The organism is Stenotrophomonas sp. STEN031, from assembly GCF_056759975.1.
This window is the reverse complement of record NZ_JBRREA010000032.1, coordinates 22,871-35,972: the sequence shown is the minus strand read 5'-3', so window position 1 is coordinate 35,972 and position 13,102 is coordinate 22,871. Positions and strand designations below refer to the sequence as shown.

12 protein-coding genes are annotated in these 13,102 nt (G+C 63.9%); 9 read left to right on the top strand and 3 right to left on the bottom strand.

Annotation, left to right across the window (positions count from 1 at the left end; genetic code table 11):
- Window positions 1–17: 17 nt before the first annotated feature.
- The 3 genes from ACVOLQ_RS14695 to ACVOLQ_RS14685 are packed head-to-tail and all read right to left on the bottom strand — an operon-like array spanning window position 18 to window position 4,059.
- The gene (locus ACVOLQ_RS14695) at window positions 18–1,037 is read right to left on the bottom strand and encodes a hypothetical protein (RefSeq protein ID WP_150359732.1); all 1,020 of its coding nucleotides are present in this window, start codon (window positions 1,035–1,037) and stop codon (window positions 18–20) included.
- The gene (locus ACVOLQ_RS14690) at window positions 1,037–3,805 is read right to left on the bottom strand and encodes a DUF499 domain-containing protein (RefSeq protein ID WP_279735282.1); all 2,769 of its coding nucleotides are present in this window, start codon (window positions 3,803–3,805) and stop codon (window positions 1,037–1,039) included. Before ACVOLQ_RS14690 ends, ACVOLQ_RS14695 begins: the two co-directional genes overlap by 1 nt.
- Window positions 3,805–4,059, bottom strand: coding sequence for a helix-turn-helix domain-containing protein (locus ACVOLQ_RS14685; RefSeq protein ID WP_099605296.1), 255 nt, complete (start codon window positions 4,057–4,059; stop codon window positions 3,805–3,807). Before ACVOLQ_RS14685 ends, ACVOLQ_RS14690 begins: the two co-directional genes overlap by 1 nt.
- Window positions 4,060–4,212: 153 nt before the next feature.
- Between ACVOLQ_RS14685 and ACVOLQ_RS14680 the strand changes: the two genes are divergently transcribed.
- From ACVOLQ_RS14680 to trbJ, 9 genes are all read left to right on the top strand, one after another.
- The gene (locus ACVOLQ_RS14680) at window positions 4,213–5,157 is read left to right on the top strand and encodes a LysR family transcriptional regulator (RefSeq protein WP_150360007.1); all 945 of its coding nucleotides are present in this window, start codon (window positions 4,213–4,215) and stop codon (window positions 5,155–5,157) included.
- A complete protein-coding gene (locus ACVOLQ_RS14675; protein WP_099605294.1) occupies window positions 5,154–5,432 on the top strand; it encodes an EexN family lipoprotein in 279 nt (92 codons plus the stop codon). The genes ACVOLQ_RS14680 and ACVOLQ_RS14675 overlap by 4 nt, the downstream gene beginning before the upstream one ends.
- A gap of 236 nt (window positions 5,433–5,668) precedes the next feature.
- On the top strand, window positions 5,669–7,678 hold the full coding sequence (locus tag ACVOLQ_RS14670; RefSeq protein ID WP_099605293.1) for a conjugal transfer protein TraG: 2,010 nt from the start codon (window positions 5,669–5,671) through the stop codon (window positions 7,676–7,678).
- A complete protein-coding gene (locus ACVOLQ_RS14665; protein WP_099605292.1) occupies window positions 7,675–8,139 on the top strand; it encodes a ribbon-helix-helix protein, CopG family in 465 nt (154 codons plus the stop codon). Before ACVOLQ_RS14670 ends, ACVOLQ_RS14665 begins: the two co-directional genes overlap by 4 nt.
- A gap of 68 nt (window positions 8,140–8,207) precedes the next feature.
- Entirely contained in the window at window positions 8,208–9,218 is a 1,011-nt protein-coding gene (gene trbB, locus ACVOLQ_RS14660) for a P-type conjugative transfer ATPase TrbB (protein ID WP_425519159.1), read from the top strand.
- Window positions 9,215–9,598 (top strand): TrbC/VirB2 family type IV secretion system protein, encoded by a 384-nt coding sequence (locus ACVOLQ_RS14655; RefSeq protein WP_099605290.1) that lies wholly within the window; start codon window positions 9,215–9,217, stop codon window positions 9,596–9,598. Before trbB ends, ACVOLQ_RS14655 begins: the two co-directional genes overlap by 4 nt.
- Complete coding sequence (locus ACVOLQ_RS14650) at window positions 9,595–9,867, top strand: VirB3 family type IV secretion system protein (protein ID WP_150359734.1); 273 nt, start codon at window positions 9,595–9,597, stop codon at window positions 9,865–9,867. The genes ACVOLQ_RS14655 and ACVOLQ_RS14650 overlap by 4 nt, the downstream gene beginning before the upstream one ends.
- A 9-nt stretch (window positions 9,868–9,876) precedes the next feature.
- Window positions 9,877–12,336 carry a conjugal transfer protein TrbE gene (gene trbE, locus ACVOLQ_RS14645; protein WP_099605288.1) on the top strand — a complete coding sequence of 820 codons (2,460 nt, stop codon included), beginning with the start codon at window positions 9,877–9,879 and terminating at the stop codon, window positions 12,334–12,336.
- On the top strand, window positions 12,333–13,088 hold the full coding sequence (gene trbJ, locus ACVOLQ_RS14640) for a P-type conjugative transfer protein TrbJ (protein WP_099605287.1): 756 nt from the start codon (window positions 12,333–12,335) through the stop codon (window positions 13,086–13,088). The genes trbE and trbJ overlap by 4 nt, the downstream gene beginning before the upstream one ends.
- Window positions 13,089–13,102 lie beyond the last annotated feature (14 nt).

Genomic DNA, 13,102 nt, shown 5'->3' with positions numbered 1-13,102 from the left:
AAAATGTTCCAACCCGTTCATCTACTTATCTCAAGCCAAGGTGACAGCACTTCCAGCAGCGAGAGACCACCATGCGTCAAAGTCGGGTAGCCGCCTTGGCTGCGCCACTTTCTGCGCCCCAGCGCCAGCAGGTGTGCGCCATGCGGGCTGTCGATTTGCAAGGCGACGGGAGGAACGAAGGGGCCTGCGTCGCCATTGCCTGCCTTGCTGCGACCGCTTGAAAAAGTCTGCTTGAGGTGCGAGGCAACCTCACCATCGGCATCGGGGAAGTAGCCCGTGGCGGCGTAGCCGTGATCGGATGTGATGACCAAGCGCCGCCCAGTGGCGAGGCGCTCAATAAAGCTCCAAAAGTCGTCACTGGAAAGTTGCTGCGCGGCATCTCTGGTCAGCAGCTCCAGACCTTGGCCCGCGCCGTAGTCGTGCAGCTTGACGTCTGGCCAGTGATGCCAGAACACCCAGTTCTTCGCGCCCGATGCGTTGTCCACCAAACCCTCGCAGTCCTTCCACGGCAGGTCGATGGTTTCGGTCTGCGCCGGTTGCAGCTTGTGGGCCAAACCGCCGCCGTTGGCTTGTAGCTGGCTGCGGCTGGTCAGCCCCAATGCGCGGGCGAACGGGTTGGTTTCACTGGGCAGTTCGGATGCTGTGGCGCCCACTGTGTGCAGGGTGAATCCACGATCTTTGGCTCCTTGCAGCAGCCAGGGCAGTTCGCGCAGCGAGAGGGCATCCAGAATCAGCACGGCGCGCGCGACGCTGTGGCCATAGCCGGGTTCGCTCCACCAACGCGCAAGCCGGTCTGAGGTACGTTCAACACCACAGATTTCGGGTTGGCCAAAGACCCGCCACAGATCCCAGCCGCTGGAGGCCAGGAACAAATCGAGCTCGGCAATTTCGCGGTCTCGCTTGACCACCTCGCTGGGGGCATTGCCTTCGGCCAGCGGTTTCGAGGCAATCTCCAGCACCCGATCGGTAATGATGCGCCACGCTTCTTTGGGACTGTCCTGGGTCAGGCGCTGCAAGATTTGAGCATCCAACGCCATCAGTTGTCCTCCTTCTCAAGACTCAGCTCAAAAGTCATGCCATCAGGCAGCTTCTTGAGCAGTTCCTTGAGCTGCGCGCCCGTAATCTGCGTGTTCTGACCAGCAGACACCTTGATCGAGACTTCTGCCACAGGCGTGGCCGGGCCAATGCCCCAGCCTTCGAGCTTGCCGATCAGGTTGAGCGGTGAGGTTGGCGGGTTAGAGAGCGGGGTGCGCGATTTGGCGGTGGTACTTGTGCCGCCACCAAAGATGTCGCCGCCATTCGGCAATGTGCCACCGCCGGGAGTGTTGTCGCCACCGGAAGGGGAGACGGGCGGAGTGGTGGTGCCGCCACCAAAAGTATCGCCGCCCGATCCACCGTTGCCGCCTGCAGGCGGCTGCGGCGCGGGTGGCGTGGTGCCTCCGGTCGCGGGCACCGCCGAGGGTTCCATCAGGAACACTTCATCAAGCTGACGCCCGGTGTAGGAGAGCTTGGGGCGCAAGCGCCGCCATGCAGTTTCCTCGTCCTCGCCCGCGTGGGTTTGAAGGTGCTCCAGATTGCGCAGGTTGATGGCGATCTTGCCGCGCGCACACAAGCGCAGGATGCGTTCCTTCATCGCGGTTTCCCCCAGCCAGGGGATGCAATCCTGACCCGCAGGGCGAGGCTCTTGCAGTTCACGCAGCAGCTTGCCGAGGGGGGCGTTCTCCGAGGCGGCTTCAAGAACGAGGTCTTCGAAATCTTCGGGAACAAAGAGGTCGTTGGTCAGGGTTTCTTCGATGCCCTCGGGGATTTGAGCACCTTGCTTTTTCAGGTGCTCGACACTGAACAGGGATTGCTGCGGGTTCTGGTGGTCATAGCGGTGCAGGATGGCAAACCGATCGAAGCGCTTCTTCAGGTTCTCGCGCAGCGTGCCTTCAAATTCCTTATGAAGTTTCTTGTATTCGGGGTTCTGCCCACTCCATTCCTGAGCCTTCATTTCGGCGCGGGCAAGGATGAGGAGGTCACGGTCCTGGAAGGCGTTGGTGGAGCCGGCACGGGGCAACAAGAAGCGAATGGTGTTGCGGCGCTTTTGCAGGTGGTCCTTGAGCCAGCGGCCCAGTGTCTGGTCCATTTTTTCCGGCTCATCTGGCAGCACCAGAATGGGCAGCCGGTCATCCCAGCGCTCCGGCTGCTCGGCTTCGTCGAGCGATGTCCACGGATCGTTCTGCCACGATTTTGGCAGGGCAATCACGCGGAAGGTTTTAGCGACCTCATCGCTGCCTCCGATGACGTAGCGCACCTGCTTGGCAAGCTGCACCTGATCGGAACCATCGGTGAACAGCTTGTCGTTGCGCGCGCAGGCCATCAGCTTGGCGCGGGGGTTTTCTTCCTCGCGGAAGACCAACCGTGGACCATCCTGGTGAATGTTGAAGCTGTTTTCGACAATGGTCGCCAGTTCGACCTGAAAGGCATTGCCATCTACCGGCTTGCTGCGGGTGATGTCCACCTGCAACGTGGCAGGATCGGCCCCGGCAAGATTGCCGACGGCGATGGAGCGGAGCCACAGCGCGCTCAGGATTTCTTGCAGGTGTGGGGCAAGGTTGGCGTGGTCGTACACCGCCTCGGTCACCGAAATGATGTTGTGCTGCGCTTTTTCGCGCAGGGTGCGGTGGTGTTCGTTGGACACTGAATCCAGCAGCGCTCCAATGCCCGAGGCATCGTCATCCAGCCGGAAATCAGCGGCAGTGAGCACAGGCACCGCTTCGCCCCGGCTCTTGTAGAGGTTGGCCAGGATGCGAATCATGTCGCGCGTTTCTTGCGCATCCGTGGCTATCAGCACCTGTTCCTCAAGCAGGCGCAGCAAGTGCGGTGCGTAAGGCCAGGACTCAGTGAATTCACGGCGCTTGCGATCCTGCTCGGCGGGCGGCACATCCAGCAGGCGGAAGTATTCGGAGACGTGTTGCGCAACCAGCGATTCGATGGTGCCGTCTGCAATCTGCAGACGGTTGTCGAACAGGCGATGCAACAGCATCCGCCGTCGATCCTGCTGGATACGCTCGGCATTGCCTCCCGCCTTGAAGTCGATGGCCACCGGGTTGACGCGGTGCACCTGCTGGTAAGCATCGCTTCCGCCATTGCGCACGGAGATCACCAACACGAGTAGGTCGGGGCGCTCTTTGGCGATCTCCGACAGGATCTGGATGAAGTTGAACGCCCATTGCTTCCAGGGGTACTGCTTGGTATTGGTCAGGCCGTCGTACCAAGTCTGGAATTCGTCGAGGAGGAGCATCGCGGGCCGATGCTCAAGCAGCTCGATGATGAGCTTGTCTGAGGGGATGTCGGTCTTGGCCGCTCCCATGCCTTCCCACTTGCCCTTGATGAATTCGCCGCGAGGGTGGCGTTCGAACAGCAAGTCCCACAGGAACTTGTAGCGTTGCCGGTGCAGGCTCTCGCCAATGACCAACATGCCATCGCGCAGTGCTATCTTGCCGATGCCGGGATCACCCAACGTGCTTGACCAGGAGTTGAGCCATGCGCCCGTCGATGCGGCATCGTTGACCGCGTGGTAGAGCGCTGCCATCAAGTGCGACTTACCCAGGCCGCGCTCGCCGATCACGACCACTGGCCGCCCTTGGTTGGGGCCTACGGCTTCGATGCCCTTCAGCAGATCGTGGGTGGGATAGGTGATCTCCAAGAATGCCTGTGCGGCGATCTGGGTGGCACCCGTGTTCGAGTCGTTGGAAAGCTCAATGGCCGTCCCTTTGAGGCGCTTGCCCCGAAACTCATCCCGAAGAGTCAATCCAAGCATTACTTACGCACTCCATCGTTGGTTTGGCCATTGGCCGTGTGGACACCCTCGCGCGCAGCGTCGAGTCCTTCCAAGGACTGCTGCTTGATCCAGTTGTCAATGTCTGCGCGCGAAAACCGCCACGTCCCTCCAACTTTGAAGGCTGGGATTTTCTTGGCCCCGGCCAACCTGTAGATCGTCCGTTCCGTGACCTTCAGGTAGTCGGCTACCTGCCTGATGGTGAGGATTTCGCCTTCGTTGTTGTCGGTGGGCATCGTGGGTGCCTTGGAGGTCAAACAATGGCAGGATTGTACAAAATTTTCATGTTTGGGTGATAATTACGCATCTCATGCGAATTTTTCAAGATTGCTGCCGGTCATAAGGCATGCGTGAAGATCGGGCAGGAAGCGTTGGCAAGAGGTAAAACAATGGAGCTCCGACATCTACGCTGTTTCCTCGCTGTTGCAGAAGAACTGCACTTTGCCCGTGCAGCCGAGCGGCTGCATATGGAGCAGTCGCCACTGTCGCGCGCCATCAAGGAGCTGGAAGAAGAACTAGGCGTGTTGCTGTTTGCCCGTACCACGCGCAGTACACGGCTGACCCGTGCCGGAACATTGTTCTTGGAGCATGTGCGCCGTGTGTTCGCTGCCTTGGAACAAGCGCGTGAAAGCGTGAAAGCGGCAGCAAACGGTTTTCATGGGCAGTTGCGCGTGGCCTTGTCGGATGGCATCACGCCGTCGCGCTTGCCGACCTTGCTGGCGTTGTGTCGCCTAGAAGAACCCGAGGTCGAAATCCGCTTCTTCGAGGTGCCGCTGTCGCAGCAGATCAAAGGGTTGCATGACGATCTGTACGACGTAGGGTTTGCCCAATCCGACGAAGTGGGCGACGGCATCGTCGCCATACCAGTCTGGAGGGACGCGCTCATAGTGACGGTGCCAGCCCGGCATCCGCTGCTTGCATTCAAGCGCATCCCTTTGGAGGAACTGCTGCGCTATCCGCTGGTTCTATGTGATCCGAAAGTGTGCGAAGGCCATGCCAAATTCGTCGATCGGGTGCTGCGCCGGGCCGACATGGAGCCGTTGGTCGCAGAACGGGTCGCTACGTGCGATCTGATGATGGCGTTGGTATCGGCCGGCCTCGGGCTTGGATTTACGGGCGCAGCGCGCATTGCGGCCAACCCCGACTCGGGCGTGGTGGCCCGACCGCTGGCTTTGCGCGTGCCGCCGCTGACGACCTACCTGCTGCACGCTGAAGGTCAGCCGTTCGATGTGCTTGCACGGTTCATTGAGCGCGTGCAGGCCATCGAGTCACCGGAAGCCCCAAGGCCCAAGCCGGGCCATTACTCCGATTCCCTGGAGGAACCTGCGCCATGAAAAGGATCATCCCATTCTTGCTTGCAGCCGCGCTGACTGCCTGCGGCCAGTCCGAAACGCCTCAGAAGGCCAACACATCGGAAGCGAATATCCCGACGGTGGAAGAACTGGCGGCCAACCCCGACCGGCTCAAGGAACTGCGCCAGCAATGCAAGACAGATCGCCCCAAGCTGGGCGACGTGCTGTGCAATCGGGTAGCCGAGGCCACGCGCAAGCGGTTCTATGGCGACGGCGAAACCCCATACACACCACCGAAGGAATCCCCCAAGTTCTGATTGTTGGCGGTTCGTCGCATCGACTTTATCTTTCTGCTCGACACGCTGCAATGCGCCTGCACTTGCGGCGCTTTTCTTTGGTTCGCCATCGCGCGCATTCTGTCTTTTTGCTCGACCTTTCTGCCCGAAACGGTCTTTGACCGGCACTGACCCGGCACCGATCCTGACGCCTGCGGCACGCCCTTGTGCCGCTTTTCCCATGAGGAATCAGCGCAGGAGAAATCGGAGGCCAGGTCATGCAAGGGACGAACGTGCTGTTCGGTCAGATCGCCGTAGTGTTCGGCATCGTGATCGCCGGCGTGTGGGGCGCCACACAATGGACAGCAGCGGCCCTTGGCTATCAGCTACGCCTTGGCTCGCCCTGGTTCGACTTTCTTGGCACGTCTATCTACCACCCTTGGAAGCTGTTTGAGTGGTGGTTCTTCTTCGGCGCGTATGCACCGGAGGTGTTCGACACTGGCGGCGCGATTGCCGGCGCCAGTGGCATGGTCGCCGTGTGCGTTGCCATTGCCATGTCGGTCTGGCGCTCGCGCCAAGCGCGGCTCGTCACCACCTACGGCTCGGCCCGCTGGGCGAACGCGCAGGACATTCGTAGGGCGGGCCTCACGCAGCCGGCCGGCGTGTTCCTCGGCCAGCACGACCGCCAGTACCTGCGACATGAAGGGCCGGAACACGTCCTGACCTTCGCGCCCACGCGAAGCGGCAAAGGCGTTGGCCTCGTAGTGCCGACGCTGCTTTCCTGGCCCGCATCCGCCGTCATCCACGACATCAAAGGCGAGAACTGGCAAATCACCGCAGGCTGGCGCTCGCGCTTCTCGCATTGCCTGCTGTTCAACCCGACCGACGCGAGGTCGGCCGCCTACAACCCGCTGTTGGAGGTGCGGCACGGCGCGCATGAAGTGCGCGACGTGCAGAACATCGCGGACATCCTGGTCGATCCCGAAGGCGCGCTGGAGAAGCGCAACCATTGGGAAAAGACCAGCCACGCGCTGCTGGTCGGGGCCATTCTGCATGTGCTCTACGCGGGCGAGGACAAGACGCTACGCGGCGTTGCGAACTTCCTCTCCGACCCGGCCAGCCCGTTCGAGCTGACCTTGCATCGGATGATGACCACGCCGCACCTGGGCCTGGATCAAGGAGGTATGCCGCATCCGGTTGTCGCTTCGGCTGCGCGCGAGGTGCTCAACAAGTCGGACAACGAGCGTTCCGGCGTGCTGTCCACGGCCATGAGCTTCCTCGGCCTGTACCGCGACCCCACGGTGGCCGAAGTCACGTCTCGCTGCGACTGGCGCATTGCCGACCTGATCGCGGCCAAGCATCCGGTGTCGCTGTATCTGGTGGTGCCGCCTTCGGACATTTCGCGGACGAAGCCGCTAATCCGTCTGATCCTCAACCAGATCGGCCGGCGGCTGACCGAATCGCTCGATGGGTCCGACGGCATCGAACGCCGCCACAAGCTGCTGCTGATGCTCGACGAGTTTCCGGCGCTGGGGCGCCTGGACTTCTTCGAGACCGCCTTGGCCTTCATGGCGGGCTACGGCATCCGCAGTTTCCTCATCGCGCAGTCGCTCAACCAGATCGACAAAGCCTACGGCCAGAACCATTCGATCCTCGACAACTGCCATGTGCGCGTGACGTTCGCCACGAACGACGAGCGCACCGCCAAACGGATCTCCGAGACGCTGGGCACGGCCACCGAGCTGCGCGCCCAGCGCAACTACGCGGGCCACCGGCTCGCGCCGTGGCTGGGCCACCTCATGGTGTCGCGTCAGGAAACCGCGCGCCCGCTGCTGACGCCAGGCGAGGTCATGCAGCTTCCGCCCGACGAGGCCGTGGTGATGGTGGGCAGCAGTCCGCCGATCAAGGCCAAGAAGCTGCGCTACTACGCGGACACCAATTTCAGCCGCCGCGTGCTGCCGCCGCCTGCGCTGGCGGACGGGCAGTACTCCGACGTGCCCCCGCTGCGCCCGGACGATTGGAGCGCGCTGGCGATTCCTGCCGTGCCAGTCGCACCGGTCACCGTTCCCATTGATGACATGGGCAGCGCCGACGACGGCGGCCCGCGCCGTCAGCCCGAACTCTCCGAAACCGTCGCCTACGACCCTGAGCTGGCCGCGTCCGCAGCCGACCTCGCACTGCTCGATGACGACGACCTGCCACTTCCCCTTCCTCGCCAGCTTGACCCTGCCATGCAGCGCACGGCCCGGCTGGCATCGCTGAACCCAAACGACGGAATCGAGCTATGAGCCAATACCGCCTGAATCTCTTTATCCAGTCGGAGCACGCCAAGCGCCTGGACGAGCTGGCCGCCAAGAAAGGCGTGTCCAAGTCGTCCATCGTCGCGGCGGCGCTCGCATCGTGGCTGTCGCCCGATGCCGCCGACCAGCGCGAGGCGGCCATTGCCAAGCGGCTGGATCGCCTCTCGCGCCAGGCCGAGCGCATGGAGCGCGACCAGAACATCGCCATCGAAACGCTGGCGCTGTTCATTCGCTACTACCTGACCGTCAGCACGCCAGTTCCCGAAGCGCACCAAGAGGCCGCGCGCGCCCAAGGCAAGGCGCGCTTCGAGCAATTCGTGGAGCAGTTGGGCCGCCACCTGCTGCGTGGGCGCAGCCTGGTGCGCGACGTGGTGGAGGAACTGCATCCAGACCCAATGCGGATGGAGGACGCGGCGGCGGCTGCGCAAGCACAGGAGCGTGCGTCATGAGTGTCGTTCCGCAATTCCCGCCCGAACCGCGCTCGTCCGCAGCGGCCTCGCTCGACCGGCGCATCCAGATGCTGCGCACGGCGATGGGGCCGTTGATCGCCGCTGCGCTCGAAGACCCGGACGTGGTGGAGGTCATGCTCAACCCGGATCACACCCTTTGGGTGGATCGCCTGTCGTCGGGCCGAGCGCCTATGGGCGTGGAGATGTCCGAGGCGGACGGTGAGCGAATCATCCGCCTGGTGGCCGCCCACGTCGGCGCGGAAGTCCATCGCGGCCAGCCGCTACTGTCCGCCGAGCTGCCCGAAACGGGCGAACGCTTCGAGGGCATCCTGCCACCGGCCGCGCCGGGGCCGGCCTTCGCGCTGCGCAAGCGCGCCATCGGCGTGATCCCGCTGGAGCGGTACGTCATCGACGGGATGATGACCAGCGCACAGGCGGGCTTTCTCGTTCGCGCCGTGCGCGAGCGGCAGAACGTGCTGATCGCCGGCGCCACCAGCAGCGGCAAGACCACGCTCGCCAATGCTTTGCTCGCCGAGGTCGCCGCCACCGGCGACCGTGTGCTGGTGCTCGAAGACACGGTGGAGCTGCAATGCGCGGCGCGCGACCACGTTCCGCTACGCACGCGGCATGGCGTCGTGTCGATGACCGAGCTGGTGCGTTCGTCAATGCGCCTGCGCCCGGATCGTGTCGTCGTTGGCGAGGTGCGTGGCCCCGAGGCGCTGGATCTCATCAAGGTGTGGGGCACGGGCCACCCCGGTGGTATCGCCACGATCCACGCGGGCTCCGCGCTCGGGGCACTGCTGCGCCTGGAGCAACTGATCCTCGAAGTGGCGGTGAACCCGCCCCGTGCGTTGATCGCCGAGGCGGTCAACGTGGTGATCCATATCGCCGGACGCGGGCGCAAGCGCCGCATCGAGAGCATCGCCCGTGTCGTCGGCTTTGACGGTATGGGCTACCGGCTGGTGGATTGGGGGGCGGACGCGCTGAAAACGCCGCTTTCCGAGCTGTCGCCACTTTCCGATGCCGCACCCGCTGCGGCGACCTCCCCATCCCCTGACTCACTTGGAGAACTGCCATGACGCAGATGATCGTTCCTGCTTTCCGTTTTTTTCCGAATCCGGCTTTGCGCCTTGCGCGACTGCGCAGCCTTGCTCGCCCTGCGGGGCAAGGGCTGCTGCTGGCCGCGCTGCTGCTGCTCCTGGCTGGAACCGCACAGGCCGCCGGTTCCTCGATGCCGTGGGAAGGCCCCTTGCAGTCGATCCTGGAGTCGATTCAAGGGCCGGTGGCGCGCATCGTTGCGGTCATCATCATCATCGCCACCGGCCTCGCGCTTGCCTTCGGCGACACGTCGGGCGGCTTCCGCAAGCTGATCCAGATCGTGTTCGGCCTGTCCATCGCGTTCGCGGCTTCGAGCTTCTTCCTGAGTTTCTTCAGCTTCTCTGGCGGGGCTGTCGTATGAGCGCCCCAGACACCTTCGCAGACGGCTTCGAGGTGCCGCTGCATCGCTCGCTGACCGAGCCGCTTCTGCTGGGCGGCGCGCCGCGCACCGTGGCGATCGCCAACGGCACGCTGGCCGCTGCTGTCGGGCTGGGCCTGCAACTGTGGATTCCCGGCGTGGTGCTCTGGATCGTTGGCCATTCGCTGGCGGTGTGGGGCGCGCGCGTCGATCCGCAGTTCATGGCCGTGTTCGCGCGGCACATCAAGCACCGATCGCTGCTGGACGTGTGAGGTGATGCCATGCTGAACCTCGTCGAATACCGCCAGCGGCCCGCGCTGCTCGCCGACTGGCTTCCGTGGGCCGGACTGGTCGCGCCGGGCGTCGTGCTGAACAAGGATGGCTCATTCCAGCGCACGGCACGCTTTCGCGGGCCTGATCTGGACAGCGCGACACAAGGCGAGCTGGTCGCCACGTCGGCGCGGTTGAACAACGCGCTGCGCCGCATGGGATCGGGCTGGGCACTTTTCATCGAAGCCGAGCGCCGTCCCGCCGCCGATTACCCGCGCTCGGAGTTCCCCGAGCCGCTTTCGTGGATGGTGGAGGAAGAGCGCCGGGCCGCCTTTGAGGAATCGGGCCACCACTTCGAGAGCGGTTATCACCTGACGCTGGTGTATCTGCCGCCGGAGGAGTCGCGCGCCCGCGCAGCCAAGATGCTCTACGAGAACACGCCGACGAATGGCGTGGACTGGCGCGAGCGGCTGCAAGCCTTCAGCGCGGAGACGGATCGCGTCTTCGACCTGCTCGATGGCGTGATGCCGGAAATCACCTGGCTCGATGACAGCCAGACGCTGACCTACCTCCATTCGACCGTCTCGACGCGGCGCTATTCGCTGGCGGTACCCGAAGTGCCGTTCCATATCGACGCGCTGCTGACCGATTCTGCACTGGTTGGTGGCCTGGCGCCCATGCTGGGCGACCAGCACCTGCGCGTGGCATCGGTGCGCGGCTTCCCGACCTCGACCTGGCCGGGAATTCTGGACGACCTCAACCGCCTGGGATTTGCATACCGCTGGAGTACGCGCTTTCTGTGCCTGGACAAATCCGAGGCGGAACGGGAGCTGGGGCGCCTGCGCCGTCAGTGGTTTGCGAAAAGAAAGAACGTCATCGCGCTGCTGCGCGAAACGATCTTCCAGCAGGAATCACCGCTGGTCGATACCGACGCCAACAACAAGGCTGCCGACGCGGACGCGGCCTTGCAGGAGTTGGGCAGCGATCAAGTCGCCTTCGGCTACCTGACGGCGACCGTCACCGTCATGGACGAGGACGCCGGCGCAGCCGACGAGAAGCTGCGCATGGTGGAGCGGGTCATCCAGGGACGCGGCTTCGTCACCATCCCCGAAACGCTCAACGCCGTGGATGCGTGGTTGTCGTCTATCCCCGGCAACGCCTATGCGAATGTCCGCCAGCCCATCGTCTCGACGCTGAACCTGGCGCACATGATGCCGGTGTCTGCCGTGTGGGCCGGGCCGGAGAAGAACGACCACCTCGACGGCCCGCCGCTGATCGTCACGCGCACCGATGGCGCCACTCCGTTCCGGCTGGTGACGCACATTGGCGACGTGGGCCACACGCTGGTGGCTGGTCCCACGGGCATGGGCAAGTCGGTGCTGCTCGCCACGCTGGCGATGCAGTTCCGCCGCTATCCCGGCTCGCGCATCTTCGCGTTCGATATGGGCCGCTCGATGCGGGCCACCATCCTCGGGCTGGGCGGCGAGCACTACGACCTGGGCACGGATGGCGAAATCGCCTTCCAGCCGCTCGCCCGCATCGACCGCGAGGGCTACCGCACTTGGGCCGCCGAATGGATCGAAGGCCGCTTGCTGCACGAAGGCGTGACCGTCGGCCCCGACGAGAAAACGGCTATCTGGTCGGCGCTGGGAAGCCTGGCCGGTGCGCCGGTGGAGCAGCGCACGATGACAGGCCTGTCGGTGCTGCTGCAATCGAATGCACTGCGACAGGCGCTCGCGCCGTATGTGCTGGGTGGCGCGCACGGCAAGCTGCTGGATGCCGACCATGACCGGCTGGGCATGGCCGACGTGCAATGCTTCGAGATGGAAGAACTGATGCACAGCAAGGCCGCCGTCATGGCCGTGCTGCATTACCTCTTTGCGCGCTTCGACGAACGCTTTGATGGTGCGCCTACGCTGCTGATCCTCGATGAAGCGTGGCTGTTTCTCGATGACCCGGTGTTTGCGGCACGCATCCGCCAGTGGCTCAAGACGCTGCGCAAGAAGAACGTCTCGGTGATCTTCGCCACGCAGTCGTTGGCGGACATCAAGGATTCGAGCATCGCGCCCGCGATCATCGAAAGCTGCGCCAGCCGCATCTTCCTGCCGAACCCGCAGGCGACCGAGCCGCAGATTCGCACGATCTACGAAGGCTTCGGCCTCAACAGGCGGCAGATCGATATCGTCGCCACCGCGCAGCCCAAGCGCGACTACTACTACCAATCCCGGCTCGGCAACCGCCTGTTCGACCTCGACCTGGGGCTGGCGGCGCTGGCGTTTGCGGGCGCGTCCACGCCGCAGGACCAGCGCGACATGGACGCGGTGCTCGCCGACGCTGGCACGCCCAGCTTCGCGGGCGCGTGGCTGCGCCATCGCGGCCTCAATTGGGCGGCTGACCTGCTGCCCTCGTTCCCCGGCCTTGCGCCGGGTTCCCTCCGTACCGCTGACCACCCCCAGGAGAACCTGCCATGAAAACCCATGCCTCGAAACTCGCCGCGCTGACCGCTGCCTGCGTGCTCGCCTTCGGTATCGCGCAGCCCGCCCATGCCTTGTTCGGCGTCGGCGACATCGTGCTCGACCCGACCAATCTGATTCAGAACACGCTCACGGCCGTTCGCACGCTGGAGCAGATCAACAACCAGATCCGCCAGCTCCAGAACGAAGCGCAGATGCTCATCAACCAGGCGCGCAACCTGGCCAGCCTGCCGTCCAGCGTGGTGGGCCAGTTGCGCGCCAACCTGGCGACCACCCAGCGCCTCATCGCGCAGGCCAAGGGCTTGGCCTACGACGTGACGAGCATCGACCGGGAGTTCGCACGCCTGTACCCCGAGAAATACGCCGCCACGGTGAGCGGCAATCAGATGTACCTCGATGCGCAGGAGCGTTGGAAGAACACGCTCAACGGCCTGCAAACCACCATGCAGATGCAGGCCCAGGCGTCGCAGAACCTGAGCGATGACGAAAGCGTGCTGGCCGACTTGGTGGGCAAGAGCCAGTCGGCCGAGGGTGCGCTGCAAGCCATGCAGGCCATGAACCAGTTGCTGGCCTTGCAGGCCAAGCAGTCGATCCAGTCACAGCGGCTCCAGATCACGCAAGACCGGGCCGCCTCGCTGGAGCTGGCGCGACAAGCGGCGGCCACGGAGCGTGCCCGCGAGGTGCGACGACGCTTCCTCGGTGAAGGCACGCCGTACACACCGCAGTCCATCAACTTCTACCGCGACTGACGGGAGGTCGCCAT

Excerpts from the sequence above, each read along its gene's own strand:
- ACVOLQ_RS14695 (WP_150359732.1), bottom strand. The coding sequence starts at position 1,037 with ATGGCGTTGGATGCTCAAATCTTGCAGCGCCTGACCCAGGACAGTCCC.
- ACVOLQ_RS14690 (WP_279735282.1), bottom strand. The coding sequence starts at position 3,805 with ATGCTTGGATTGACTCTTCGGGATGAGTTTCGGGGCAAGCGCCTCAAA.
- ACVOLQ_RS14685 (WP_099605296.1), bottom strand. The coding sequence starts at position 4,059 with ATGCCCACCGACAACAACGAAGGCGAAATCCTCACCATCAGGCAGGTA.
- ACVOLQ_RS14680 (WP_150360007.1), top strand. The coding sequence starts at position 4,213 with ATGGAGCTCCGACATCTACGCTGTTTCCTCGCTGTTGCAGAAGAACTG.
- ACVOLQ_RS14675 (WP_099605294.1), top strand. The coding sequence starts at position 5,154 with ATGAAAAGGATCATCCCATTCTTGCTTGCAGCCGCGCTGACTGCCTGC.
- ACVOLQ_RS14670 (WP_099605293.1), top strand. The coding sequence starts at position 5,669 with ATGCAAGGGACGAACGTGCTGTTCGGTCAGATCGCCGTAGTGTTCGGC.
- ACVOLQ_RS14665 (WP_099605292.1), top strand. The coding sequence starts at position 7,675 with ATGAGCCAATACCGCCTGAATCTCTTTATCCAGTCGGAGCACGCCAAG.
- trbB (WP_425519159.1), top strand. The coding sequence starts at position 8,208 with ATGCTGCGCACGGCGATGGGGCCGTTGATCGCCGCTGCGCTCGAAGAC.
- ACVOLQ_RS14655 (WP_099605290.1), top strand. The coding sequence starts at position 9,215 with ATGACGCAGATGATCGTTCCTGCTTTCCGTTTTTTTCCGAATCCGGCT.
- ACVOLQ_RS14650 (WP_150359734.1), top strand. The coding sequence starts at position 9,595 with ATGAGCGCCCCAGACACCTTCGCAGACGGCTTCGAGGTGCCGCTGCAT.
- trbE (WP_099605288.1), top strand. The coding sequence starts at position 9,877 with ATGCTGAACCTCGTCGAATACCGCCAGCGGCCCGCGCTGCTCGCCGAC.
- trbJ (WP_099605287.1), top strand. The coding sequence starts at position 12,333 with ATGAAAACCCATGCCTCGAAACTCGCCGCGCTGACCGCTGCCTGCGTG.